Source organism: Bacilliculturomica massiliensis, assembly GCF_900605495.1.
Taxonomy (GTDB): Bacteria; Bacillota; Clostridia; order Peptostreptococcales; family Anaerovoracaceae; genus Bacilliculturomica; species Bacilliculturomica massiliensis.
Window position 1 is genome coordinate 1020544 of record NZ_LR027603.1, and the last position, 25803, is coordinate 1046346.

The 25803-nt window shown below is 54.1% G+C and carries 21 protein-coding genes; all 21 read left to right on the forward strand.

Going from position 1 to position 25803, the window contains the following annotated elements; all coding sequences use genetic code 11:
• The first annotated feature begins 95 nt into the window (after positions 1 to 95).
• The 21 genes from E0E37_RS13990 (at position 96) to E0E37_RS14085 (ending at position 25789) form a co-directional block, all read left to right on the forward strand.
• Complete coding sequence (locus E0E37_RS13990) at positions 96 to 4499, forward strand: PolC-type DNA polymerase III (protein ID WP_130863619.1); 4404 nt, start codon at positions 96 to 98, stop codon at positions 4497 to 4499.
• 271 nt (positions 4500 to 4770) lie between these two features.
• Positions 4771 to 5250, forward strand: a complete 480-nt coding sequence (locus E0E37_RS13995) for a ribosome maturation factor RimP (protein ID WP_130863620.1) — start codon at positions 4771 to 4773, stop codon at positions 5248 to 5250.
• 29 nt (positions 5251 to 5279) lie between these two features.
• A complete protein-coding gene (gene nusA / locus E0E37_RS14000; RefSeq protein WP_130863621.1) occupies positions 5280 to 6497 on the forward strand; it encodes a transcription termination factor NusA in 1218 nt (405 codons plus the stop codon).
• A 16-nt stretch (positions 6498 to 6513) separates the two neighbouring features.
• Complete coding sequence (gene rnpM, locus E0E37_RS14005) at positions 6514 to 6795, forward strand: RNase P modulator RnpM (RefSeq protein WP_130863622.1); 282 nt, start codon at positions 6514 to 6516, stop codon at positions 6793 to 6795.
• On the forward strand, positions 6776 to 7084 hold the full coding sequence (locus E0E37_RS14010) for a L7Ae/L30e/S12e/Gadd45 family ribosomal protein (RefSeq protein ID WP_165445369.1): 309 nt from the start codon (positions 6776 to 6778) through the stop codon (positions 7082 to 7084). Before rnpM ends, E0E37_RS14010 begins: the two co-directional genes overlap by 20 nt.
• 19 nt (positions 7085 to 7103) lie before the next feature.
• Positions 7104 to 10283 carry a translation initiation factor IF-2 gene (infB, locus tag E0E37_RS19310; protein WP_246019739.1) on the forward strand — a complete coding sequence of 1060 codons (3180 nt, stop codon included), beginning with the start codon at positions 7104 to 7106 and terminating at the stop codon, positions 10281 to 10283.
• Positions 10284 to 10294: 11 nt separating this feature from the next.
• Positions 10295 to 10717, forward strand: a complete 423-nt coding sequence (gene rbfA / locus E0E37_RS14020; protein ID WP_130863624.1) for a 30S ribosome-binding factor RbfA — start codon at positions 10295 to 10297, stop codon at positions 10715 to 10717.
• 13 nt (positions 10718 to 10730) lie between these two features.
• Positions 10731 to 11723, forward strand: a complete 993-nt coding sequence (locus tag E0E37_RS14025; protein WP_154937493.1) for a DHH family phosphoesterase — start codon at positions 10731 to 10733, stop codon at positions 11721 to 11723.
• The gene (truB, locus tag E0E37_RS14030; RefSeq protein ID WP_130863626.1) at positions 11708 to 12685 is read left to right on the forward strand and encodes a tRNA pseudouridine(55) synthase TruB; all 978 of its coding nucleotides are present in this window, start codon (positions 11708 to 11710) and stop codon (positions 12683 to 12685) included. The genes E0E37_RS14025 and truB overlap by 16 nt, the downstream gene beginning before the upstream one ends.
• Positions 12682 to 13665 carry a bifunctional riboflavin kinase/FAD synthetase gene (locus tag E0E37_RS14035; RefSeq protein ID WP_130863627.1) on the forward strand — a complete coding sequence of 328 codons (984 nt, stop codon included), beginning with the start codon at positions 12682 to 12684 and terminating at the stop codon, positions 13663 to 13665. Before truB ends, E0E37_RS14035 begins: the two co-directional genes overlap by 4 nt.
• 87 nt (positions 13666 to 13752) lie before the next feature.
• The gene (gene rpsO / locus E0E37_RS14040) at positions 13753 to 14019 is read left to right on the forward strand and encodes a 30S ribosomal protein S15 (RefSeq protein WP_130863628.1); all 267 of its coding nucleotides are present in this window, start codon (positions 13753 to 13755) and stop codon (positions 14017 to 14019) included.
• 182 nt (positions 14020 to 14201) lie between these two features.
• Positions 14202 to 16325: a polyribonucleotide nucleotidyltransferase gene (locus E0E37_RS14045; protein WP_130863629.1), complete on the forward strand. Its 2124-nt coding sequence runs from the start codon at positions 14202 to 14204 to the stop codon at positions 16323 to 16325.
• Between the two features lie 143 nt (positions 16326 to 16468).
• On the forward strand, positions 16469 to 16603 hold the full coding sequence (locus E0E37_RS19025; protein ID WP_281275531.1) for a hypothetical protein: 135 nt from the start codon (positions 16469 to 16471) through the stop codon (positions 16601 to 16603).
• A 350-nt stretch (positions 16604 to 16953) separates the two neighbouring features.
• Complete coding sequence (locus tag E0E37_RS14050) at positions 16954 to 18207, forward strand: M16 family metallopeptidase (RefSeq protein WP_130863630.1); 1254 nt, start codon at positions 16954 to 16956, stop codon at positions 18205 to 18207.
• 14 nt (positions 18208 to 18221) lie between these two features.
• On the forward strand, positions 18222 to 18650 hold the full coding sequence (dut, locus tag E0E37_RS14055; protein ID WP_130863631.1) for a dUTP diphosphatase: 429 nt from the start codon (positions 18222 to 18224) through the stop codon (positions 18648 to 18650).
• A 190-nt stretch (positions 18651 to 18840) separates the two neighbouring features.
• Positions 18841 to 20115, forward strand: coding sequence for a catalase (locus E0E37_RS14060; RefSeq protein ID WP_130863632.1), 1275 nt, complete (start codon positions 18841 to 18843; stop codon positions 20113 to 20115).
• 28 nt (positions 20116 to 20143) lie between these two features.
• The gene (locus tag E0E37_RS14065) at positions 20144 to 21154 is read left to right on the forward strand and encodes a deoxyguanosinetriphosphate triphosphohydrolase (RefSeq protein ID WP_130863633.1); all 1011 of its coding nucleotides are present in this window, start codon (positions 20144 to 20146) and stop codon (positions 21152 to 21154) included.
• Between the two features lie 195 nt (positions 21155 to 21349).
• A complete protein-coding gene (dnaG, locus tag E0E37_RS14070) occupies positions 21350 to 23107 on the forward strand; it encodes a DNA primase (RefSeq protein WP_165445370.1) in 1758 nt (585 codons plus the stop codon).
• Positions 23108 to 23120: 13 nt separating this feature from the next.
• On the forward strand, positions 23121 to 24254 hold the full coding sequence (gene rpoD / locus E0E37_RS14075; RefSeq protein ID WP_130863635.1) for an RNA polymerase sigma factor RpoD: 1134 nt from the start codon (positions 23121 to 23123) through the stop codon (positions 24252 to 24254).
• 9 nt (positions 24255 to 24263) lie between these two features.
• The gene (locus E0E37_RS14080) at positions 24264 to 24989 is read left to right on the forward strand and encodes a tRNA (adenine(22)-N(1))-methyltransferase (protein WP_130863636.1); all 726 of its coding nucleotides are present in this window, start codon (positions 24264 to 24266) and stop codon (positions 24987 to 24989) included.
• Complete coding sequence (locus tag E0E37_RS14085; protein ID WP_130863637.1) at positions 24986 to 25789, forward strand: Nif3-like dinuclear metal center hexameric protein; 804 nt, start codon at positions 24986 to 24988, stop codon at positions 25787 to 25789. The genes E0E37_RS14080 and E0E37_RS14085 overlap by 4 nt, the downstream gene beginning before the upstream one ends.
• The last annotated feature ends 14 nt before the right edge of the window (positions 25790 to 25803 follow it).

Here is a 25803-nt window from a genome sequence, read left to right on the forward strand (position 1 = left end):
GAGTCCTGCCATATGCTATAATAGAACCGTCGGTTGGGGGAGACTTACGGAGTATGTCTCCCCCAACCGACGGTATTGTTATGGGAGGGACTTGATTGAAGACATTATTGGAGAGTTGTATCAGCTGGAGCAGGATCGGCAAACACTCAAAGGAAAGCTATCGCTGTGAGATCTGCGGCGCTGTACTGAAGAAGGAGACTATGACCTTCGAGGTGGAAATACGGGTGAACTTTGTCGTTCCTTACTCCGATGTCATAAAAATGGAACAGGTTATGCGAAAAGAATTCCCGGAGATCGCAGGGATCGCCTTTCGCTTTCTCTACGAAGATGTGATCCTCAGCGAGGATGAGATCGTCGGCCATTACATAGAACACATGATCGCAGAGATCAACGGCGAGTACGCCCATCTCACGAAAACGATCTTTCCGGAGCAGTTTACCTTTAAAGAGGGCGTGCTGACCATAAAAGCGCTGGGAGCGGCGGCGGTCCGGCAGCTCAACGAGAAAACGGCGCGGCTGTTTTCCAGGCTGCTGGAACGGGATTTTGGCATTCACGCTCAGGTGGTATTTGAGAACAATGTGGATACGTATCAGGAAAAAGCCAGAGAAAAGGCGCAGCTGGACGCTATCGAACTGGAAGCGGTGAAAAACGCCATCCAATCGGCGGGAAGTCAGGCGGCGTCCCGTCCCGCAGCAGCGTCACAGCAGGGGGGAGCAGGCGCAAAAGGCGGAGGCAGTACCTGGGGCGGTGGAAACGGCGGGGGATGGAAGAACGGCGGCAGCCGTCAGCCCAAGTACACGCCGGTGGCAGGAAACCGCATTATGGGAAAGCCCATCAGCGGCGAAGTGACAAAGATCAGGGATCTGGAGCGGGAAAGCGGCACCGTGGTGCTTGAGGGCACGGTATTCCGGCTGGAGGAACGGGAACTGCGCAACAGCAAGATCCTGGTGAGTCTTCTCATGACCGACAGGACCAGCTCGATCTGCGTCAAGATCTTTGCTGTGGCGGAAAAGGCGGCGGATATCAAGGAACACATCAAAGCGGGGACCGATGTGCGCGTTCGCGGCAATATTGAGTACGATACCTATGAAAATATGATCGTGCTCATGGGACGCGATCTGGAGAAGATACACAGAGAACCGAAAAAGGATACGGCGGAAGAAAAGCGTGTGGAACTGCACTGCCATACAAAGATAAGCGCCATGGACGGCCTCATGGAGATCGAGGACGTGGTGAAGACGGCGGGGGCCTGGGGGCACCGGGCGCTGGCGATCACCGACCACGGCGTGGTCCAGGGCTTCCCCGAGGCGGCAAAAGCTCTGAAGAAGCATAAGCTGGATATGAAACTTATCTTCGGCGTCGAGGGTTATCTGATGGACGACAGCGACGCCAACGCCAATATGCCTGCGGGCCTTTTCACCGACGGGGAATACGTGGTCTTTGATCTTGAGACCACGGGCCTGTCTCCGACCAAATGCGAGATCATCGAGATCGGCGCGGTGAAGGTGAAAAACAAAGAGGTAGTGGATGAGTACGCTACCTTCGTGAGACCGCTGGACGGACCGATCCCTGAAAAGATCACGGAGCTCACGGGGATCGACAATTCCATGGTGGCCGGCGCGCCTGCCATGGACGACATCTTCGAGGATTTTATGGACTTTATCGGAGATCTTCCGCTGGTAGCCCACAACGCGGATTTCGATACGGGCTTCATCCGGGTAGCCTGCGGTAAGAGGGGACGAAAGCTGGAAAATCCCAAGGTAGATACGCTCTACATGGCGAGAACGCTGCTGCCGGAACTGAAGCGCCACAAGCTGAATATCGTGGCGGACGCTCTGGGCGTTTCACTGGAGAACCATCACCGGGCCGTGGACGACGCCCGATGCGCCGCGGACATCATGGTAAAGCTTTTTGAAAAGATGGAAGAAGCGGGGGTCACGGAACTTTCCAAAATCGAAAAAGTGAACGGAAAGGACGCCGGTTCCATCGATTATAAAAGCAAGGAAACAAATCATATTATCCTGCTGGCACAGAATCAGGTGGGCATGAAAAATCTGTACCGGCTGGTCACCATGTCGCATCTGGACTATTTCTATAAAAAGCCGAGGATCCCCAAGTCTGTTCTGGAGGAATACAGGGAAGGCATCATCATCGGATCCGCCTGCGAGGCGGGGCAGGTATACCGGGCGCTTCTGGATAAGAAGACGCCGGGCGAACTGGAAGAGATCCTGAAGCTGTACGATTATCTGGAGATCCAGCCTCTGTGCAATAACCGCTTTCTCATCGACAAAGGCAAGGTGTCCGACGAGGAAGAACTGAAGCAGCTGAATCGGGAGATCATCGCGCTGGGAGAAAAATACGGCAAGCCGGTGGTGGCCACCTGCGACGCTCACTATCTGGATCAGGAAGACGCCCTGTACAGGAAGATCCTCATGGCGGGAATGGGCTTCAAGGACGCCGAGGACAGCGGAGACGGGCTTTATTTCCGCACCACTGACGAGATGTTGGCCGAATTCGCCTATCTGGGTGAAGAGACGGCGCGGAGAGTAGTGGTCGAGGCTCCGAATTTTATCGCAGACTGTATCGAGGACGTGTTCCCCGTGCCGGGAGGCAAGTTTCCGCCTAAGATCGACGGTGCGGAGGACCGGCTGAGAAACCGCTGTATGGAGACCGCCGCCGCCATCTACGGCACGCCGCTGCCTGAGATCGTCTCTGAACGTCTGGAAAAGGAACTGAATTCCATCATCGGAAACGGATACGCGGTCATGTACGTATCGGCGGAACTTCTGGTGCAAAAATCGTTGTCCGACGGTTATCTGGTAGGTTCCCGGGGATCGGTAGGATCTTCCTTTGCCGCTACCATGGGAGGGATAACGGAGGTAAATCCTCTGCCGCCCCACTATATATGTAAGAATCCGGACTGCAAATACCATGAGTTCATGGACGAGAGGGACGGAAGATACGACTGCGGCGTGGACATGCCGGATAAGATCTGTCCCAACTGCGGGCAGCCGCTGAAGAAGGACGGCTATCTGATCCCCTTTGAGACATTTCTGGGGTTTGAGGGCGACAAAGAGCCTGATATCGACCTCAACTTCGCCGGGGAGTACCAGCCGAGAGCGCACAAGTTCGTAGAAGAGATATTCGGCGCTGAAAACGTGTACCGGGCAGGGACCATCGGCACGGTGGCCACCAAGACGGCCTATGGATTCGTGCTGAAATATTACGAGGAAAGAGGCCAGAACGTCAACAAATGGGAAAAGGAGAGGCTGGCGGAGGGCTGCACCGGGGTGCGACGCACCACAGGCCAGCATCCCGGCGGCATCATCATCGTGCCCAGAGGCCACACCATTTACGAGTTCTGTCCGGTACAGCACCCGGCCAACGACATGACCACGGATATCGTGACTACTCATTACGATTATCACAGCATCGACCAGAACCTGCTGAAACTGGACATACTGGGCCACGACGTTCCGTCCATGATCCGTCAGATCCAGGATATTACGGGAAAAGACCCCATGGAAGTGCCTCTGGATGACCAGAAGACCATGGGTATCTTCAACGGGATAGACGGACTGGACATTAAAATACCTGATTACAAATTTGTGCACGGCACTTATGGCATCCCTGAGTTTGGAACGAAATTCACGAGACAGATGCTGGACGACATCGGGCCGAAGCGTTTCGCCGATCTGGTTCGCATCTCCGGCTTTTCCCATGGAACGGACGTGTGGATCAATAACGCCCAGGAGTTCATCCGTGAGAAAAAGGCCACGATCAAGGAAGCCATCTCCACCCGGGACGACATCATGAACTACCTGATCCAGAAGGGGGTTCCCAAGAAGACCTCGTTCAAGATCATGGAGTGCGTCCGTAAGGGAAAGGGACTGACGGAAGATCAGGAGCAGGTAATGAAGGAAAACGACGTGCCGGAATGGTATATCGAATCCTGTAAGCGGATCAAGTACATGTTCCCCCGGGCCCATGCGGTGGCCTACGTCATGATGTCCTTCCGTATCGCATATTACAAAGTGTATTATCCCACGGCATTTTACGCGGTGTTCTTTACGACCAAGATCGCCGATTTCAACGCCGACGTGATCCTGGCCGGCATACCGGCCATCCTGGCCCGCATGCAGGAGATCGAAGATAAGGGACGAGAAGCTACCAAAAAGGAAGAAGACGAAGTGGTGGTCCTGGAAGTGGCCTACGAGATGTACGCCAGAGGCTACGAGTTTTTGCCGGCTCGTCTTGGCATATCCGACGCCGTTAAGTTCGACGTGAAGGACGGCAAGGTGCTGCTTCCTTATCTGGCGCTGGAGGGCGTGGGAGAAAGCGCGGCCAGAAAGCTTGCGGAGGAAGAACGGAAGGGAGAATTTTTCTCCATCGACGACGCGAAAAACCGGGCAAAGCTGAACAAGACCGCGGTGGAAGCCCTGAGGAATCACGGTGTATTCCAGGGACTGCCGGAATCGGATCAGCTGAGCTTCTTCTAAAAGCCGGACTTCCTCATCCTGTCTCCATTTATCCTCAGTATTTTACCGATGAGTTGTTTCGGAGCCCCGTCATCCCTGCCGCATGATGAGAAAAAGAGCGGAAATGGCAAAAAACAGAGGTTTCAGCCAATTTATTTTTAAAATTTCTTGCTATCAGAAGGAAATCTGTGGTATACTATACGCGTACGTAACGCAGTAGATATTTCTTAGTAAAAGAGTGGGCAATCCCACTCTTTCGTTTTGTATGGATTTGCAGGGAGTGGATACGTGAATGGCAAAGAAAAAGATCGCGGAAATCGTTTCGGAGGTGCTGTCGCCGTTTCTTAATGAGAACGGTTACGAGCTTTTCAATGTGGAGTTTCTCAAGGAAGGCAGAGACTGGTTTCTGAGAGTGTACATCGAAAAGACGGAGAATGGTGAATACGTCTCTGTGGGCACGGACGACTGCGAGGCCGTGAGTCGATTTCTCAGCGCTGAGCTGGATCGGTTGGACCCGATCGAACAGAACTACTATCTCGAAGTATCTTCGCCGGGAATGGACCGGCCGCTGCTCAGAGAAAAGGATTTTATCCGCTTTGGCGGCGAGATCGTGGATGTCAGCCTTTACAAGGCGCTCGACGGCAGAAAAACGCTTTCCGGGACCCTGGTCGGCCGCGCCGGCGGGTGCATTATCATAAAAGATGAAAAAGGAAACGAAGTAAAAATACCCGAAGAGCAGGTTTCCAAGACGAGACTTGCGGTGGTTTTCTAAGCGATATTCGAAGGAGGAGAGAATCAAAGATGAACAGGGAATTTATCAAGGCGGTAGAAGATCTGGAAAAGGAAAAATCCATTTCCAAAGATCTTCTGATCGACGCCATTGAATCTGCGCTGGTGTCCGCATATAAGAAGAATTACGGAACGTCGCAGAATGTTCGCGTCAATATCGACAGAGATACAGGCGATATCGACGTGTTTATGCGCAAGGATGTGGTGGATGAGGTCTACGATCCCTTTGTGGAAGTGGATATAGAAGAAGCCAAAGAGATCGACCCGGCCTACGAGGTGGGGGATATTCTTGAGTATCAGGTGACTCCCCGGGATTTCGGGCGGATCGCGGCGCAGACTGCCAAGCAGGTAGTCGTACAGCGGATCCGCGAAGCGGAACGGGGCATGATCTACGATGATTACATCAACCGCCAGGGAGAGATCATTACAGGTGTGATCTCCAGGATCAGCAACGACACGATCTTCATCAATATGGGCCGGGCGGAGGGAATTCTGGCCGCCACGGAACAGGTGAGGGGCGAAGTGTACGAGATGAACGAGCGGCTGAAAGTCTACATCATGGATGTAAAAAAGACCACAAAGGGTCCTCAGGTATATCTCTCAAGATCTCATCCCGGGCTGGTAAAACGCCTGTTTGAACTGGAGGTCCCGGAGATCCAGGAAGGCGTGGTAGAGATCAAGAGCATTTCCAGAGAAGCGGGCTCAAGGACGAAGATGGCGGTCTACACAGCTGACGAAAATGTGGATCCCGTAGGCGCCTGCGTGGGCAACCGGGGATCCCGGGTCCAGGCGGTGGTGGATGAACTGTTCGGAGAGAAGATCGACATCATCAATTGGAGCGAGGACCCCGCCAAGCTGATCAACAGCGCGCTGTCCCCGGCCAAGGTGGAGCAGGTCATCATCGGAGGAGAGGAAAAATCCGCTACGGTAGTGGTGCCTGACTACCAGCTGTCGCTGGCCATCGGAAAAGAAGGGCAGAATGTCCGTCTTGCGGCTAAGCTCTGCGGTTGGAAGATCGATATCAAGAGCCATACTCAGTATGTCCCCACGGCGGAGGACGATGCCGGACTTACCGGGGACGTTTTCGAGGAAGAAGCTGTCGCAGATCATGAAAGCCCGGCGGATACTTTCGCTGACACAGAGACGGAGGAGAACGCTTTCGCGCAGGACGGGGAAGAAGATCTCGGCTTTACCGTAGTGGAAGAGGAAGACGGCTCCGGGGAAGCGTAAGTAAGGAGGCGCCGTCATGAAAGTCAGAAAAGTGCCCATGCGGCGGTGCGTCGGCTGCATGGAGTCCAAGCCGAAAAAGGAATTGATCCGCCTGGTGGCGGACGAGGGGGGCTCGCTCCACGTGGATCCTACGGGAAAAGCCAATGGACGAGGCGTGTATCTGTGTCCCAGCAGCAGTTGTTTTGCGCTGGCAAGAAAGCGAAAAGCCATCGGAAGAAGCCTGGAGATGTCATTCAGCGAAGAAGAGCTTGACCGGGTCTTCGGGGAGTTGGTCCAATATGAAAAACAAGATTCATAGCTATCTGGGATTTGCGAAGAAATCCCGGAATCTGGTAACAGGGTACAATACCTGCATATACGGATTGCAGAAACGCCGGATCCGGCTGCTGATCGTGGCGGAGGATACGGCTGATAATACAAAGAAGAAGTTTCAGAATCTAACAGAGGCTGCAGGAGTACCTTTCCGGATCTACGGAGTGAAGGAGGAACTGTCGGCATCCACCGGAGAACAGGATAAGGGAGTCTACGGCGTGACCGACGCCCAGTTCGCAGCTGTTATACAAAAGGAGATAGACGCTATGGAATAAGAAGGAGAGGTGTTCTTATATGTCAATGAAAGTAAAAGATTTAGCCAGAGAACTCAAGGTATCCGACAACGATCTGCTGGACCGGATCAAAGGAATGGGGATCAGTGCGGAGAGCGGAGCAAGCGTACTGGAGGATATAGACGTCGTCGCGGTCAGAAATACAGTTCTGAACAGCAAAAAACGTTCGGAGACGAAGATCGTGAAAGTGGCGGCGAAGAAAACGGAAAAAAAAGAAGAAGGCGAAGTGAAAGTGACCATCAAACCGGCAGCCAGGTCGGTGATCGAGGCCCAGGAAAAGGCGCACGCGCCGAAATCGCAGTCGCAGCACGCGGCGGCCAGAGACGCGGACCGTCCTTACCGCACGCCGCCTCAGGGCAAGCCCATGCCGAAGACGGTGATGGCTCCTAACGGCAAGATCCTGCCTCAGGGCCGGCCTATGCCAAAGAACGCCGTGCCGCAGACGAAACCCGTTCAGGACGAGGAAACTTCTGCTATAAATGAGACGGCCGCACACACGGCCGCCCCTCAGGCGCCGGAGCAGGAAAACGCCAGACCGCAGGCGGCGCCCGCGGAACTGAAGGAGACGGCGGCAGCGGCGGCTGTGAGAACGGCAGAGACGCCGGCTGCAGAGAAAGCGGCTCCCGCGGCGGCACAGGCCGCGGAGCGGCCGGAAAAGCCGGAGAGCGAGGCGACGGTGAAAAGAGAAACAGAGACAGCAAATGGGGACGGCAAGACGCCTGCTGGTCAGACGGCACAGGCAGTCCAGAGCAATGCAGGAGTGCAGAGAAACGATCAGACGCCGCGCAGAGACAGCGGCTACGCGCCGCAGGGCCAGAATCAGAGCAGTGCACCGAGAAGAGACGGGGCCCAGAGCGGCGGTCCGAGAAGAGACGGAGCCCAAAGCGGCGGCCCGAGGAGAGACGGAGCCCAGAGCAGCGGCCCGAGAAGAGACGGAGCCCAGAGCGGCGGCCCGAGGAGAGACGGAGCCCAGAACGGCGGTCCGAGAAGAGACGGAGCCCAGAGCAGCGGCCCGAGAAGAGACGGAGCCCAGAGCAGCGGTCCGAGAAGAGACGGAGCCCAGAACGGCGGTCCGAGAAGAGACGGAGCCCAGAACGGCGGTCCGAGAAGAGACGGAGCCCAGAGCAGCGGCCCGAGAAGAGACGGGGCCCAGAGCGGCGGTCCGAGAAGGGACGGCGGTCAGTACAGCGGCCCGAGAAAGGACGGAGCGCAGAAGAAAGACTTCTCCAAACCGGCGCCGGTGGTCGATGGGATCAGCAAACCGACCAGTCATAAAAAACAGAATGAGAAGAAGGATCGGGATAAGCGGGATAAACAGTATTCCAGACCCATGGATCTGTCCAAGGCCGCTCCGAAGAAACACAGAAAGAATAGAGAAAAGGTAGACCAAGTGCAGGAAAATAATATTGAGCTGGAAGCGCTGCCCTCAGGGACGAAAATTATCACTGTTCCGATCACTGTGAAGGGCTTGTCCGAACAAATTGAGAAGACGACCTCTCAGATCATCATGGCGCTCATGCGTCTGGGGATCATGGCCAATATCAACCAGAATCTGGACGAAGAGACGGCGGTGCTTCTTGGCGAGGAGCTGGGCGTCAATATAGTCGTGGATAAAGTGGAAGAAGAGATCGTGGAGGAAGGACTGGAGCTCTTTGAAGACAAGGAATCCGACCTGAAGCCCAGACCGCCGATCATAACGGTAATGGGACACGTCGACCACGGCAAGACGTCCCTTTTGGACGCTATCCGCAAGACCAACGTGACGGACAGAGAAGCCGGCGGGATCACCCAGCATATCGGCGCGTCTGAAGTCGTTCTCAACGGACAGAAGATCGTTTTCCTGGATACGCCGGGACACGAAGCGTTTACCGCTATGCGTGCCAGAGGCGCTCACGCCACGGACATCGCCGTACTGGTAGTTGCCGCTGACGACAGCGTGAAGCCGCAGACGGTGGAATCCATCAGTCACGCCAAGGCTGCAGGCGTTCCCATCATCGTGGCTATCAATAAAATGGATAAACCGGGAGCAAACCCCGATCGCGTCAAGCAGGACCTCACAGAACACGGCATCGTCGTGGAAGATTGGGGCGGAGATACCATCGCTGTTCCGGTTTCCGCAAAGAGCGGCGAAGGCATCGTAAATCTCCTTGAGATGATCCTTCTGCAGGCTGAGGTGCTGGAGCTGAAAGCGAACCCCAATCGTCTGGCTATAGGAACTGTCATCGAAGCCAGGCTGGATAAGGCAAAGGGACCTGTGGCCACCCTTCTGGTGCTCAACGGCACCCTTCAGGCAGGCATGTCCGTAGTCGCCGGAACGAGCAGCGGCAGGATCCGTGCCATGACCAACTATAAGGGGGATGCCATCCGCAAGGCCGGACCGGCCACGGCGGTGGAGATCCTGGGTCTCACGGAGGTTCCGGAAGCCGGCGACCAGTTCAACGCTGTGCGCGAGGACAAAGTGGCCAGAGAGATCGCAGAAAACAGGAAAACAAAGCTGAGAGAAGAAGTGATGAAGAAGAATTCCAGCGTTACGCTGGAACAGCTCTTCAGCCAGATCGAAGAGGGCGAGGTAAAAGAGCTGAACCTGATCATCAAGGCCGACGTTCAGGGCTCCGTAGGCGCGCTGACCACTTCTCTGGAGAAGTTGAAAAATGAAAATGTAAAGGTGAGAGTGATCCACTCCGGTGTAGGCGCCATCACAGAATCCGACGTCATGCTGGCCAACACATCCAACGCCATCATCATCGCTTTCAACGTGCGGCCCAGCACGGCCGTCACGACCATGGCAGACAGAGAAGGTGTGGAGATCAGGACCTACCGCATCATCTACGAGGCCATCGAGGATATCGAGGCAGCCATGAAGGGTATGCTCGACCCCGTATTTAAAGAAGTCGTCATGGGCAAACTGGAGATCAGGACCACATTTAAGGTCCCCGGCGTGGGAACCGTGGGCGGAGCTTATGTACTGGAAGGCAAGGTACAGAGAAACGCGCAGGTCCGTCTGGTCCGCGACGGTATTGTAATACACGAAGGAAAGATCTCTTCGCTGAAGCGTTTCAAAGACGACGCGAAAGAAGTCAATTCCGGATACGAGTGCGGAATCGGCATTGAGAACTACAACGACGTCAAGGAAGGCGATATCGTCGAAGCCTTCAAGATGGAGGAGATCGAACGGAAATAACGGAGGCGTAAATGGGAAAAGGATACAGACCGGGCAGACTGGGCGAAGAGATCCGCAGGATCGTCAGCGACATGCTGCTTCGGGAGCTGAAAGATCCCCGTTTTAAGGGAATGGTGAGCATTTCCGCCGTCGAGGTCACAGATGACAGCAGCTATGCTACGCTGTATGTGACCGCGCTGGGACTGACTCCCGGCGGAGAGCTCACGCAGGAAGAAAAGGATGGAATTCTGGCGGCTTTCAAGAGCGCCAAAGGGGTGATCCGCAGCGAGATCGGCAGGCAGGTGAAGCTGCGCCATGTGCCGGACCTGTTATTCAAGATGGATACTTCCATGGAATACGGCAGGCATATGGAAGACGTGCTCAGCAAGCTGGACATCAAAAGTGAACAAGACAAAACTGCTGCAGAAGATGAATCAGAGGATACAAAAGAGTAAACAGGAGCAAATTATGAAAAATAACACCCTGGCGGAGATCGCCGCCCGGCTCCTCTCGGCGGAACGGATCCTGTTGTTTCCCCACGTGCGGGCCGACGGCGACGCCCTCGGCTCCGCTGTGTCGCTCTGTGCGGCGCTGCGGGAGAAAAGACGACAGGCTTATGTGCTGTTGGAGGATGAGATCGCGGAGAATCTGCGCTTTCTCATGGGAGATTACTGCACGACGGACTGTTCGGCGGTAGGTAAGCCGGATGTCTGTGTGTCGGTAGACTGCAGCGATGTAGACCGTTTCGAAAAACGGAGGGATGTGTTTTTCTCGGCAGACTGCAAGATCTGCATCGATCATCACGTTACGACCGGCTCCTTCGGAGATATGAATTACATCGATCCGGAGGCGGCGGCCACCGGAGAGCTGATCTATGAACTGCTCGTCCAAATGTCCGCGGAGATCACACCCTTTATGGCGGACGCGCTCTACGCCGCCATAGAGACGGATACCGGGGGATTCCGGTATTCCAATACCACCAGACGCAGTCATCTGATCACAGCGGCTTTATTTGACAGCGGGCTGGACAGCTGCCGCGTGTGCAATGAGATCTATGACAGCATGAGGGGAGAACAGCTGACGCTTCACGCGGAAGCCCTGTCGGGCATGCGTACCTTTGCCGGCGGCCAGGCCAACCTGGCCTGCGTCACCCGGGAAATGCTGCAAAACACAGGCGCGGATATGTCGGAGTCGGAAGGTATCGTTGAGAAACTCAGAAGCATAAGGGGAATCGAGATCTCCGTTCTTCTCAAAGAGGAGGATGAAAATGTGATCAAAGTCAGCATGCGGGCCAAAAGCCGCGGGGATGTGGCGGTGATCTCTCAGAAGTTTGGGGGAGGCGGCCATAAAAAAGCGGCGGGCTGTACCATACGGCTGCCCATGGAAGAGGCGTGCAGGCAGATCATAGATGCGGTGGAAGAGGAACTGGAGAAGGAGTGTAGCCAGTGCGCGAAGGAATGATCAATGTGCTCAAGCCGGCGGGAATGACCTCCCACAATGCGGTGTCTTTTCTGCGGCGGCTCACAGGCGTTAAGCGCATCGGACATACGGGCACGCTGGATCCCATGGCCGCAGGGGTCCTCACATTAGGTATCGGCACCGCTGCGCGGGCGGCCGAATATCTGGATCTGGATGAGAAAAAGTATCGCTGCGAATTGATGCTGGGGATCAGTACGGACACGCTGGATATCTGGGGCGCCGTCACTGTGGACAGACGAGATCGGCTGAAGGGCATCTCGGAGCGGGATGTACTCTCATCTTTTGAGCCGCTGCGCGGAAATATCATGCAGCTTCCGCCCCAGTATTCGGCGCTGAAGGTAAACGGAAAACGATTATACGAGTATGCCCGCAAAGGTCAGACCGTAGAGATCAGCCGGCGGCCCGTTGCCATCACTGATCTGGAGATCGTCGATATGGATCTGACGACAGGACGGGTCTGTTTTGACGTATCCTGTTCAAAGGGAACGTATGTGAGAAGTCTGTGCCAGGAGGTGGGTGAGTACCTGGGCTGCGGCGCGGCTATGAGTTTTCTGCTGCGCACGGCCAGCGGCGCGGCCGCATTAGAAAATTCGGTCACACTGGAAGAGCTTGCGGATAAGGGCGACCAAATATGGGATTATGTAAAGGACATTGATTTCTATTTGCCTTCGCTGGGAAGGCTGGTGCTTCGAAGAGGCCGTGAAGCCTGGTTTTCCAACGGCGGTTATCTGACTGCAGCCGACGCTGCGGTGGACAAGCTTCCGTTTTCAGAAGAATTGAAACGGGACGAACACGGCTTTCAGAAGAGAGCGTCGCATATTGGCGGTATGGGCAAGCTGGCGGACTGTTATCTTGTATACGGGGCCGATCTCAATTTCATGGGAACGGCTGTCTGGAATGAGGAGCAGAAAAAATATAACTGCGATAAGGTGTTTAACAGATGAAAGTATTCAGAAGTCTCTCGGAAATCGAAAATATAGATCCCACTTCGGTGGCTCTGGGAAATTTTGACGGCATTCACCGCGGTCATCAGGAACTGATCCGGCATGCGGGCAGCTGCGCCAGGGAGAAAGGGCTCAAAAGCGCCGTTTTTACCTTTACGAATCATCCGAAAAACGTATTGTCAGGCAAGTCGCTGATCAAAAATATTTTATACCCCGACGAGAAAGCGGCGATCCTGGAGCTGCTGGGTGTGGACTATCTCTTTTCGCTGGACTTTACAGAGGAGATCATGACCCTGCCCCCCATAGATTTTCTGGAGAAGCTGCTGATCGGCCGGTTCCGCATGAAAGAAGCATTCTGCGGTTTCAATTTTCACTTCGGCTATAAGGCGGAGGGAAATCCGGAATTTCTGCGCGCCAACGCCAGGCGGCTGGGATACGGACTGACTGTGCTGGCGCCCTTCACCATCGACGGCAACGTGGTCAGCAGCACGCTGATCCGCAATCTCATCGCGGTGGGCGAAGTGGAAGCCTGTCCTAAATACCTGGGCCGGTACTATTCCATCGGCGGGCGGGTGGTGGTGGGGAACAAGATCGGCAGGACCATCGGTTTTCCCACGCTGAACTGCACGATCGATGAGACGATGGTATCGCCGTCCAACGGCGTATACATCACGTACTGCATGTACGACGGCATCCGGTATGAGAGCGTGACCAACGTGGGCAATAAGCCCACCATCGGCAAGTATAAAAAAAACATAGAGACGCACATCTTTGATTTTGACGAGGAAATATACGGCGAGGAGATCCGCGTGGAATTTGTGAAGAAGATCCGGGACGAGTATAAGTTCGACAGCGTGGACGCGCTGTCGGTCCAGATCGGCAAAGACTGCAATACCGCCAGAGAGTTTCATCAGCAGAGAAGAGAGAATATAAAAAAGGCTTTACAAAATTGTATGGAATATGGTAATATAAATCGTTAGCATTGCTGGCAAGAGTACCTGCGGCTCTGTTCTGCGACTCTCCGACGCGTTACATGGCTGAAGGTGAATGAAGAAAAGGAGATAAAAATGATCACGAAAGAAGCAAAAGCTCAAATCATTGAAGAGTACAAGACTCACGAGGGAGATACCGGTTCGCCGGAAGTACAGGTCGCTGTTCTGACCTACAGGATCAACGATCTGAACGAGCATCTGAAGGTGCACAAGAAGGACCACCATTCCAGAAGAGGCCTTCTGAAGATGGTAGGTCAGAGAAGAAACCTTCTCAACTACTTAAAGGCAAAAGATCTGGAACGTTACAGAGCTGTGATCGCTCGTCTTGGTCTGAGAAAATAGGTTAAGAAAAAAGGCGGGGACATCCTCGCCTTATTTTTTCATAGGAAATATTAATTATTTCCCGCTTAAATAACATCAATCGGGTGCGGGTCAGGCTTGAGAACTTAACTTATCGCCATTGCAAGTATGGTGGGTAGGTTAACTTGTCAAGCCGGACCTGATTACGAAAGGTAAGGTTAAACATGAGATTTGAAGACTACAGAACATTTAAGTACGCGCTGGGGGGCAGACTCCTTCAGCTGGAGATCGGAAAGGTCTGCGAGATGGCCAGCGGACAGGTGATGATGCGCTACGGCGACACCGTGGTCAACGTGACGGCCTGCTGCTCTGCACAGCCCAGACAGGACATCGACTTTTTCCCGCTGTCCTGCGAATACGAAGAAAGAATGTACGCCGCCGGCAAGATCCCCGGCGGATTCATCAAGAGAGAGGGCCGTCCCTCCGAGAAGGCGATCTTAAACTGCAGACTGATGGACAGACCCATGCGTCCGCTGTTTCCCAAGGGATTCTACAATGACGTGCAGGTGGTAGCAACCGTAATGTGCGTGGATTCGGACTGCCCGCCTGAGATCGTAGCCATGATCGGTTCCTCTGTGGCGCTGTCCATTTCGGACATTCCCTGGGACGGGCCCACAGCTTCTCTGCTGATCGGGAGAGTGGACGGCAAGTTCGTCATCAATCCCACGCAGGCGGAGAGAGAGGTCAGCGATCTGCATCTGGTGGTTTCCGGTACGAAAGAAGCGGTCATGATGGTGGAAGCCGGAGCGCAGGAGGTTCCGGAGGACGTCATTTTGGAAGCGATCATGTTCGGACACGAGGAGATCAAGAAGCTGGTAGCCTTTATTGAGGAGATCGTCGCCGAGGTAGGCAAACCCAAGCGTGAAGTGGAGATCCACACTGCGCCCGCCGATATCGACCAGGCGGTGAGAGAATACGCGGAAGCGAAAATGAGAGTGGCGATCCAGACCTACGACAAGCAGGAGCGTCTGGACAAAATGGACGCGGTGGAGACGGAAACGAAGGAGCATTTCGCGGAGATCTATCCGGAGAATCCTAAAGATGTGGACGCCGTGCTCTACAATATAACCAAAGAACAGGTGAGACGGATGATCCTGGACGAGGGTGTTCGTCCCGACAACAGAAAGCTCGACGAGATCCGTCCGATCTGGTGTGAGACGGGTCTTCTGCCCAGAACTCACGGTTCTGCGCTGTTCAAGAGAGGGCAGACTCAGGCCATGTCCGTCTGCACCCTGGGACCCATGGGCGATGCGCAGACCATCGACGGCATCGGAGATGAAGTACAGAAGCGTTACATGCATCACTACAACTTCCCGCCGTACAGCGTGGGCGAAGCCCGTCCCATGAGAAGCCCCGGCCGCCGCGAGATCGGTCACGGAGCCCTGGCAGAGCGCGCGCTGCTGCCTGTGCTGCCCACTGAGGAAGAATTCCCTTATGCCATCCGCGTGGTGTCGGATATCCTGTCCTCCAACGGCAGTACGTCCCAGGCTTCCGTCTGCGGAAGCTGCATGGCTCTCATGGACGCCGGCGTACCCATCAAGGCTCCCGTGGCCGGTATTGCCATGGGTCTGATCGAGAGAGTGGAGGAGGACGGCAGCAGCAAGATGGCCATCCTTTCCGATATTCAGGGCATGGAAGATTTTCTGGGAGACATGGACTTTAAGGTAGCCGGCACCGCAAAGGGCGTTACCGCTATTCAGATGGATATCAAAGTACACGGCCTGTCCAGACAGGTTCTGCAGGATGCGCTGAAGCAGGCGAAGGAAGGCAGAATGCACATCATGAATCAGATGCTGGAAGAGATTCCGGAGCCCAGAAAAGAGCTGTCGCCCTACGCTCCGAGGATCATCTCCATGCAGATCGATCCGGACAAGATCAGAACAGTCATCGGACCGGGAGGCAAGACCATCAATCGCATCATCGCAGATACCGGCGTAAAGATCGACATCAACGATGAAGGTCTCATCTACATTGCCGCTCCCGATATGGAAGCAGCCGACGCAGCGGTAAAAGAAGTGGAACTGCTGGTCAAGGATGTGGAGATCGGCGAGACCTACGAAGGAAAAGTAATGAGGATCATGAATTTCGGAGCCTTTATCGAGGTCCTTCCCGGCAAGGAAGGATTGCTGCACATTTCCAAAATGGAAAAGCACAGAGTGGAGAAGGTTGAGGACGTCATGAATATCGGAGACAAGGTCACGGTCAAGGTCTCCGAGATCGATAACCAGAACCGCATCAACCTGACGAGAAAAGGACTGGAAGACATTCCTGTGGTAAAGGCGGAGTAATCTGCCGGATCCCCTGTCAGAGAATTTATAAGAATAGGAAGACGCCCCGGGCCATATGATGTTCCGAGGCGTCTTTTGTTGTGGAGAATACCGCCTGTATCAGCTCCTCGTAAAGGGTGAATAAATTAGGAAGGAAGCTTTTTATGATCAGGAAAAAGAAAAAGGCCGGAAGAGTTCTCCTTCTGCTGCTTCTCATAGCTGCGGCAGGACTAACCGGCTTTGAAGTGATCTCAGTGCTCTGGGAGTTCTTCCACATTCCGGCGTGGATCGGATCCTGAGGATCAGCGGAACTGGATAAATAAGGATCAAATTGCACAAAAGAGTAAAACAAGGTACTTGACAAAACAGATAAGCTGGAATAAAATGAAGCTAGCCAAGAAAGCAGTTATGTCCATCATAACACAAAACCCCATGTACTTGCGATACATGGGGTTTTTATTTGGCTAGCTGTCTTTATTCTTCCGGTCCAGCCATTTGCAGATGCAGCAGCCTGCCACATTTGCCGCGGCCGAAAATTAAGTGGGAAATAACTGAGGTTTTATGCTATACTGTTATTTGTGCGGCACAGGCTGCCTTGCCTGCGGCGTACAGGTGACCGATAAAACAAAGGAAGAAAGTGGTATGTCAAATGCTGATCAATAAAAGATTGAACTGCGGTATCCGCATGGTAATGGAAGAGATCCCATATGTACAGTCCGCTGCAGTCGGCGTCTGGGTGCGGGCCGGTTCCGTGGATGAGACGGAACGTATTTCAGGTATTTCTCATTTCATCGAACATATGCTGTTTAAAGGGACCGACCTGCGCAGCGCCCGGCAGATCGCGGAAGATGTGGACAAGATCGGAGGCAATATCAACGCCTTCACGGGAAAAGAAGCTACCTGTTACTATATTAAAACGCTGGGCAGCAACCTGGAAAAGGCCTGCGATATTCTGGCGGACATGTTTTTGAATTCCCGTTTTGACCCGGAAGAGATGCAGAAAGAAAAAAGCGTCATTCTGGAGGAGATGAAGATGATAGAAGATACGCCTGACGAATTCGCACAGGACCTTCTGTCGGAGAACGTATATCGGGGGACGCCGCTGGAACGTCCGATCATCGGTACGAGAGAGTCGCTTCTGGGGATCAGCCGCAGCGACATTCTGGATTACAGGAATAGGGAGTACACCAGGGACAACATCGTGGTATCTCTGGCGGGAAGTTTTGATCCGGAACGCATGTGTGAGTATTTTGAAGGAAAGCTGGCGGGTCTTGCTCCGGACAAGGAGGAAAAACAGGAGACGGAACATTCTTTCGCACCTTCACGGCTGGTGAGGATCAAAGACGTGGAGCAGGCGCATATCTGTCTTGGCGTGCGGGGAGTTCCCATGGATCATGAGCTGTACTATGCGCTGGCGCTTCTGAACAATATTATGGGAGGCAGCATGAGTTCCAGGCTCTTCCAGAATATCCGCGAGCAGAAGGGACTTGCCTATTCGGTGTATTCTTCTTCGTCCTCTTACGTGAAGCACGGTATGTACAGCATCTACGCAGGCGTTGCCAGCAACAAGACGGAGGACGCGGTCCGCGGGATCGCGGAGGAGCTGCGCCGGCTTGCGGCGGATGGTGTCACCGATGAAGAATTGGACATGGCCAAGGAGCAGATCAAGAGCAACTATATCTTCGGACAGGAGAACGTGAACAGCCGGATGTTTTCTAACGGAAAGAACATTTTGCTGCTGGGCCGGGTAAAACCGCCGGAAGAGGTCATCGCTAATGTGGATCGGGTGACGATGGACGAGATCGGCCGCGCCGCGGAGCTCATCACGGACATCACAAAATACTGCGGCGTAGTCGTGGCGCGCGATGGACTTGAACTGGACAGCATTCTGAAAAACTGCTGATTGGGAGGGATCGTATGAAGATTAAAATCAGAACAATGAGCGGCGATCTGCCGGCCTATGAGACTGCCGGATCCGCGGGAATGGATCTGCGCGCCGTGTTGGACGGAGAGGCGGTTCTGAAGCCCGGAGAGCGGATGCTGGTGCCTACCGGTCTTTTTATCCAGCTTCCTCAGGGGTTTGAGGCACAGGTGCGCGCCAGAAGCGGACTGGCGATCAAATACGGGATCGGTCTGGTAAACGGAGTGGGTACCATCGACAGCGATTACCGCGGCGAGATCAAGGTACCGCTGATCAACTGGGGCGGAGAACCCTTTGTGATCCAAAATGGAGACCGCATCGCCCAGATGGTGATCGCATCATATGAGAGAGTCCACTGGGAGGCTGCGGAAGAGTTGGAGGAGACCGATCGCGGGACCGGCGGCTTCGGTCACACCGGAAAGTAAGATCCATCGAGAGAAAAAGAAAATGAAATGGGACAGTGAATTTTTCGCTGTCCTTTTTTTTCGGCTCAATACGCGAAGGGGTTCCGCCAATCCCGAAATCATGCCCTCCCGCATATACTGAAAGTACCCGCGGTCTTCGTCCGAGACGCGACAGCAGACCGCGGGCATCGAAAGCGGGGGTAAAAGAAATATGATTGAAGCATTGAAAGAGCGAAGACTGTTAAAAAAACTGGCAGCAATAAACGGAGAAACCGTCACCCGGCGCTTTGCTTTTGCAAAGGGCGCGGGCGCCCGCGGAACTTTTCAGCCGTACATGTCTCTGAGAGACTGGACTTCTGCGGATTTTCTCTCTGACCCGGAAAAAGAGACTCCTGTCTTTGTGCGTTTTTCCAAAGCGTTGGAACAGGGGGGCGAAACGGGCAGGGATGTGAGAGGGTTTGCAGTTCGATTTTATACAGAAGAGGGAAATTACGATCTCCTGTCCCTGAATCTGCCGGTGTTCTGCATCGGAGAACCTGCAAAGCTGCCGAAGCTGGCCGAGGCGGTGAAGCGTGATCGGGAGAGCAATCTCAGATGCCCGGAGAGGTTTTGGGCTTTCGCCGCCTCAAATCCGGAAAGCATTCTCATGCTGCTGCACCTCTTCGGAGACGGCGGGACCATTAAAAGCTACCGTCACATGCCCGGATACGGCGTCAATACATATCGCTGGAAGGGAAGGGACGGAAAGCGCCGTCTGGTTCGCTGCAGCTGGCGTCCCATGGCGGGTGAGCGGACGGTCACACGTCAGGAAGCAGAATTCCTGGCCGGATTCGACAGTGACGCCGCGTCCAGAGATCTCTATGAAACGCTGAAAGAGGGAACGCCGGCGGAATACGAGCTTTTTGTTCAGATGGTTCCGGAGGAGAGCGCTTGTGACTTGCCATTCTGCCTGACCGACGCGTCAAAGATCTGGCCGGCCCAACTGATCCCGCCTGTCCGTATTGGAAAAATGAGCTTAACAGATCCTGTAAATGATTATTTAAACGAAGTGGAGAAGGCGGCCTTCAATCCGGGAAATCTGGTGAAGGGTATTGAATTTTCAGGGGATCCGCTGCTTGCTGTCATGGCTCTCGCCATGGAGGACGGGCAGCGGCACAGGCTTGGACCGGATTATGAATCGCTTCCGGTCAACAGGAGCCGCAGCGTTCCGGCGCAGTGGGACGAAGACGACGAGACTGATGACGGGACCGGCAGGGACGCCGGGGTGAAAAAGAGGTCTGCGGGCAAAAACACAGGCGAGACACACTATCTTCAGGCCGGGGCCTATTACAGAGGCCTGGGCGAGGAAGCCCGGCGCCGTCTGGAGGATAACGTGATCGACAGTATGATGTTTCTGCGGGACGATCTGCAGAGAGAATTGATACGGCATTTTCTTCAAGCGGATCAGGAACTTGGAAAACAAATTGCAAAAGGTCTGGCCATTTGATAAAATGAATCATCAGGAGGACGGAAAGATGATTCTGAGAACACAGCTAGAAGAACGGGAATTTCAGATCTTATCACCTTACGCCGCCAAAGCGGCACAGTCAAGGGGACGTGTGATTCCGGAGCCGCAGTGCGATCTGCGTACCGATTTTCAGCGGGACCGGGACAGGATCGTTCACTCCAAGTCTCTTCGGAGACTGATGCACAAAACGCAGGTTTTTCTGGCGCCGGAGGGAGATCACTTCCGGACCCGTCTGACGCATACCCTGGAGGTTTCCCAGATCGCCAGGACCATCGCCAGAGGATTGGCGCTGAACGAGGATCTGACGGAAGCCATCGCCATGGGCCACGATCTGGGGCATACGCCCTTCGGTCACAACGGTGAAAACTTTCTCAGCGAGAGGCACCCGGGCGGTTTCCGGCACAATGAACAGAGTCTGAGAGTGGTGGACTGCCTGGAGAAAAACAGCAGAGGACGCAGTATGAATCTCACTCGGGAAGTGCGGGACGGTATTCTCAATCACACCGGTCCCGCGATCCCTTTCACGCTGGAAGGCCAGGTAGTGAAAACCAGCGACCGTATCGCTTATATCAATCACGATATCGACGATGCCATCCGCGGCGGCATCATATCGGAAAAGGAGCTGCCGCGGGACTGCATCGAGTATCTGGGCGCCACCCATGGGGAGCGGATCAATAAGCTGGTCATGGATATGATCGAACAGAGCGACGGAAGAGATCGGATCGCTATGAGCAGCGACGCGCTGGAGGCCATGGAACGGCTGCGCGGGTTTATGTTTGAACGCGTTTATTACAGCAAAGTGGTGAAGAAAGATGAGGAGTTGGATAAGATACGGAATATGATCTTTTTCCTCTACGACTACTTCCGCGCCAATCCCGACCGGCTGCCGGAAGAACGCCGGGTGATGATCGGCGAATGCGGGCTGGACGAAGTGGTAAAGGACCACATCGCGGGGATGACCGACCGATATGCAGTCAGCATGTTCAGTGAAATTTTTGTTCCCAAAGGGTGGAGATAGGGCGCGCGCAATGTTTTCGCCGGCCTTAAGCAGAAAGAAGGAATTTTTTTCGTAAAAAAAAAGGAACTGCCCATGTTTTGTCGAATAAAGAAGCGTACCTTCTCTTAACAAGAGCGCATACCGCTCTCCGGGACAGCGGTTCGCTCCCGGAGGGTCCGCTTGTCAGGGGAAGGGAATCTAGGGGGTATGCAGAACGTGGGAGTCGGGAAAAACGAATCCATAGTAGAAGAAATCAAAAGTAGGTGTAACATTGTCGATGTAATTGGCCGAAACGTTGTACTGAAGAAAGCCGGAAGCAATTACAAAGGAGTCTGTCCCTTTCACAATGAAAAGACACCTTCTTTTGTTGTCTCTGAAACGAAGCAGATATTCACGTGCTTCGGATGCGGAGCCACCGGCGACGTCATCGAGTTTATAAAGCGCTACTACAGCCTTGACTTTCAGGAAGCGATCGAAAAGCTGGCGGGAGAGTACGGCATTGAAGTCAAAAGATCCACACGGCCGGGGGACGGCAAGAGAGACTTGTATTATGAGATCAACCGCCAGGCGGCAAACTTCTTTTACAGGGCTTTTACCACCCAGGCAAATCCAGGCTACGCATATATGAAGCGCAGAGGGATGGATCCGGCCACGCTGCAGAAATTCGGCATCGGCTACGCCGATGGGGGCTGGGATACGCTCTATCGCTATTTTATGAAACTGGGCGTGGATGTAAAGCTTCTGCTGGAGCTGGGGCTGGTGTCCGAGTCAAAGGGAAAATACTTCGATAAATTCAGAAACAGGGTCATGTTCCCCATCGTCAATACCCGTGGAAAGGTCATCGGATTCGGCGGCCGGGCCATCGGCGACGGAACGCCCAAATACCTGAATTCACCGGAATCAGAGGTTTTTTTGAAGAAAAATAACCTCTATGGATTAAATCTGACAAGACAGGATATAAATAAAGAGAACTGTGCAATTCTGGTAGAAGGTTACATGGATGTGATCTCTCTCTACAAGAGCGGGGTCAAAAATGTGTCCGCCTCTCTGGGAACGGCCCTGACGGAAAATCAGGCCGCCTTGCTGAAGCGCTATACAGAAAATATCGTGTTGTCCTACGACGCCGATGCGGCGGGTCAGGCTGCGGCACTTCGCGGCCTGGATATTCTCAGAGCTGCGGGCTGCCGGGTAAAGGTGCTGCACGTCACCGACGGCAAAGACCCGGACGAGTTCGTAAAGAAAAACGGAAAAGAGGCTTTTTTGGCGCTGACGAAGCAGGCCAAGCCCTTTGCCGATTATAAGATAGATATTCTCCGCAGAAAGTTCGATCTGGAGAGCACCGAGGGAAGGATCGCCTTTCTTCAGGAAGCGGCCAGAGTGCTGCGGGAGCTGAGCCCGGTGGAAGCGGATGTGTACGTCGGGCAGATCGCCAGGGAGACGGGGATCTCCGAGGGAGCGATCCGGCGGGAGGTCGGAGGTTTCCGGGAAGAGCCCGAAAAAAAGAGAGAGGTTCCTGCGCGGGCCGGCGAGCCGGAGGAACCCAAACAGAAGCACGACAGACGGGTATTGAATCTGGAGATGAACCTGATCCGTCTGATGCTGTTCAAAAGTTCTTATATTCCGCGGATCAGATCCATCGAAAACGCCTTCAGCGACGAGAGCTGCAGACGGATCTACGACGGGATCCTGGGGCTGTACGACGAGGATTCCGAGATCGATCTGGACAGACTGCGGGACGGGCTGGAGGACGAAGAGAACAGTATGCTGGCCTACATCATGGAAAACATACAGCTGGCGGATGTGGACGAGGCGGTCTTTGCGGATTGCGCGGCGCGTATCCGCGACCGCGCGAGGAAGAAACGGGAAAAAGAAATACTGCAGATACTTTCTCTGGCCGATGAAAATGTGGAATCGGAAGTGATCGAGGCATTGACGAGAGAATTGATGGATATACAACGCGAAATGAAAAGGTAGGGAGTGACATCAAATGGGATTTGAAGAAAACAACGATGATAAAAAGTTCGAGTACGTCAACAACGTGATCGAGAAGGCGAAGAGGAAGGGTTCCATCACGTTCCAGGAGATCTCCGATCAGCTGGGAGATGTGGAACTGGACAAAAATCAGATGGACGATCTATACGATTCGCTGGCCTCCATGGGGATCGAGATCGTATCCGAGACAGAGCCGGATGATTTTGACATCATCGCGCTGGAACAGGAAGAAGACCCGGAGCTGGAGCTGGTAGCGGAAAACGGAGAAGTTGACATTGAATCCTCGCTGCCCAAAGGGGTGGCCGTTGATGATCCCGTGCGTATGTATCTGAAGGAGATCGGAAAGGTCCCGCTGCTCAGCGCGGAGGAAGAAATCGAACTTGCCAGAAAAATGGAGCAGGGCGACGAGGAAGCGAAGAAACGGCTGTGCGAGGCCAATCTTCGTCTGGTAGTCAGCATCGCCAAACGATACGTGGGCAGAGGAATGTTGTTTCTCGACCTCATTCAGGAGGGCAATCTGGGTCTGATCAAGGCCGTGGACAAGTTTGACTGGAGGAAGGGCTATAAATTCAGTACCTATGCCACCTGGTGGATCAGGCAGGCGATCACCCGCTCCATCGCAGATCAGGCGAGAACGATCCGTATTCCCGTGCACATGGTGGAGACCATAAACAAGCTGATCCGTATCTCCAGACAGCTGCTCCAGGAATACGGGAGAGAACCGTCTCCGGAGGAGATCGCCAAAGAGATGGATATTTCCGAGGAAAAGGTGAGGGAGATCCTGAAGATCGCCCAGGAGCCGGTATCTCTTGAAACTCCTATCGGCGAGGAGGAAGACAGCCATCTGGGCGATTTTATTCCCGACGACGACGTTCCCGCTCCTGCGGAAGCGGCGGCGTTTTCCATGCTGAAAGAACAGCTTGTGGAGGTTTTGGACACGCTTACGGAACGGGAGCAGAATGTTCTGAAGCTGCGTTTTGGGCTGGATGACGGCCGCGCCAGGACGCTGGAAGAGGTAGGGCGGAAATTCGATGTCACCAGAGAGCGGATCCGTCAGATCGAAGCCAAGGCGCTGAGGAAACTGCGCCATCCCAGCAGAAGCAAGAAACTGAAGGATTATCTGGAGTAAACAGCGGAAATGGTGAAACTATCTGACCGGCTGCAGAGACTGGCAGACGAGGTACAAGCAGGTGAAACAGTCGCAGATATAGGCACAGATCACGGTCTGCTGCCTATTTTTCTGTATGAAAATCATATAGCTGCAAAGGTGATCCTCTGTGATATCAATGAAGGACCGCTGCTGAAGGCGAAACAGAATATCGAGGCGTACGGGGCCTTCGGTCTCACCGATCTTCGGCTGGGGGACGGTCTGGGTCCCCTTGAACCGGCGGAAGTGGATACGGTGATCATCGCCGGGATGGGCGGATTGCTCATGGCGGAGATCCTGGGGGCGGATCTGCCTAAATCGAAGAGTTTTGCAAAGCTGGTGCTTCAGCCCCGGAACGCGCCGGAACGGCTGCGGCGGTGGCTTTGCGGCAACGGATGGCAGATCCGAAACGAATCTCTGGTGAGGGAAGGACGTTATATCTGTGAGATCATCACGGCGGCGCCGGGTGCAGAAGAACAAAGGGAAGCAGGACAGGAAGCAGCCGGCGGTCTGGATTATGAGATCAGCCCGCTGCTTTTCAGGAAGAGGGATACGCTGTTGATTCCTTTTATTGAAAAGAAGATCAAAACAGAGCATGAGATCATAAAAAACATTGAAGCAGGATCAGGCAAGGCGGATCATGGGAGGATCAGGCTGGCGGAAGAACGGCTGGAAGCTTTAAACGGACTGCTGAAGAAAGCGAGGGAGACAGTATGAGCATCGAAACGAAAGAACTGATAAGAATTCTGGACGAAATAGCGCCTCTTTCCGATCAGGAAGAGTGGGACAATTCCGGAATTCAGATCGACATGGGCCGGATGGAAGTGAACCGGATCCTGGTCTGCCTGGAGATCACCAAGGAGGTGGTTGAAGAAGCGATCTCTGAGGATGTAGATTTTATCGTGACGCATCATCCGCTCATCTTTCACGGACTGCGGAAGATCGACAAGAACGATGTGACCGGAAGCAATCTGCTGGACCTGATTTTTACTGGAATATCCGTTTATTCCTCCCACACTTGCTTTGATTCCACGCGGGGAGGAAACAACGACGACCTGGCCACCAGACTTCAGCTTCACCGCATTTCCCGTCTGGCGATCCCCGGCCAGGTCTACAAGGCCCAGAGCATGGCCACCCAGGGGTATCTTGATACGCCCATGCGTCTGGCCGATTTTGCCATCTATCTGGACGATGTGCTGGAACATCCGGGAGGGATCAAGGTGTCCGGAGATCCTGACAGAGTGATCAAAAAGGTGGGGCTGTGCACCGGCGCCGGAGGAGAGTTTGCCTATGCCGCCGCGGCTGCCGGCTGTGACGTGTTTATCAGCGGCGATGTAAAACACCACGAGGCCCAGGCAGCAAAAGAACAGGGAATGTGCATGATCGACGCCGGTCATTTCGGCACAGAGTTTATTTTCACCGAGAACATGGCGAAGAAACTGAGAAATCGTTCAGGGGGAGCGGTGGAGATCCTGCAGTCCCAGGTGAACGTCAATCCCTATGATTTCGTGCTGTAAATAACGGAAATGAG

What these genes read in the sequence shown, in the direction of transcription:
- E0E37_RS13995 (WP_130863620.1), top strand. Translation starts at nt 4,771, where the DNA reads ATGGCAAAGAAAAAGATCGCGGAAATCGTTTCGGAGGTGCTGTCGCCG.
- nusA (WP_130863621.1), top strand. Translation starts at nt 5,280, where the DNA reads ATGAACAGGGAATTTATCAAGGCGGTAGAAGATCTGGAAAAGGAAAAA.
- rnpM (WP_130863622.1), top strand. Translation starts at nt 6,514, where the DNA reads ATGAAAGTCAGAAAAGTGCCCATGCGGCGGTGCGTCGGCTGCATGGAG.
- E0E37_RS14010 (WP_165445369.1), top strand. Translation starts at nt 6,776, where the DNA reads ATGAAAAACAAGATTCATAGCTATCTGGGATTTGCGAAGAAATCCCGG.
- infB (WP_246019739.1), top strand. Translation starts at nt 7,104, where the DNA reads ATGTCAATGAAAGTAAAAGATTTAGCCAGAGAACTCAAGGTATCCGAC.
- rbfA (WP_130863624.1), top strand. Translation starts at nt 10,295, where the DNA reads ATGGGAAAAGGATACAGACCGGGCAGACTGGGCGAAGAGATCCGCAGG.
- E0E37_RS14025 (WP_154937493.1), top strand. Translation starts at nt 10,731, where the DNA reads ATGAAAAATAACACCCTGGCGGAGATCGCCGCCCGGCTCCTCTCGGCG.
- E0E37_RS14035 (WP_130863627.1), top strand. Translation starts at nt 12,682, where the DNA reads ATGAAAGTATTCAGAAGTCTCTCGGAAATCGAAAATATAGATCCCACT.
- rpsO (WP_130863628.1), top strand. Translation starts at nt 13,753, where the DNA reads ATGATCACGAAAGAAGCAAAAGCTCAAATCATTGAAGAGTACAAGACT.
- E0E37_RS14045 (WP_130863629.1), top strand. Translation starts at nt 14,202, where the DNA reads ATGAGATTTGAAGACTACAGAACATTTAAGTACGCGCTGGGGGGCAGA.
- E0E37_RS19025 (WP_281275531.1), top strand. Translation starts at nt 16,469, where the DNA reads ATGATCAGGAAAAAGAAAAAGGCCGGAAGAGTTCTCCTTCTGCTGCTT.
- E0E37_RS14050 (WP_130863630.1), top strand. Translation starts at nt 16,954, where the DNA reads ATGCTGATCAATAAAAGATTGAACTGCGGTATCCGCATGGTAATGGAA.
- dut (WP_130863631.1), top strand. Translation starts at nt 18,222, where the DNA reads ATGAAGATTAAAATCAGAACAATGAGCGGCGATCTGCCGGCCTATGAG.
- E0E37_RS14060 (WP_130863632.1), top strand. Translation starts at nt 18,841, where the DNA reads ATGATTGAAGCATTGAAAGAGCGAAGACTGTTAAAAAAACTGGCAGCA.
- E0E37_RS14065 (WP_130863633.1), top strand. Translation starts at nt 20,144, where the DNA reads ATGATTCTGAGAACACAGCTAGAAGAACGGGAATTTCAGATCTTATCA.
- rpoD (WP_130863635.1), top strand. Translation starts at nt 23,121, where the DNA reads ATGGGATTTGAAGAAAACAACGATGATAAAAAGTTCGAGTACGTCAAC.
- E0E37_RS14080 (WP_130863636.1), top strand. Translation starts at nt 24,264, where the DNA reads ATGGTGAAACTATCTGACCGGCTGCAGAGACTGGCAGACGAGGTACAA.
- E0E37_RS14085 (WP_130863637.1), top strand. Translation starts at nt 24,986, where the DNA reads ATGAGCATCGAAACGAAAGAACTGATAAGAATTCTGGACGAAATAGCG.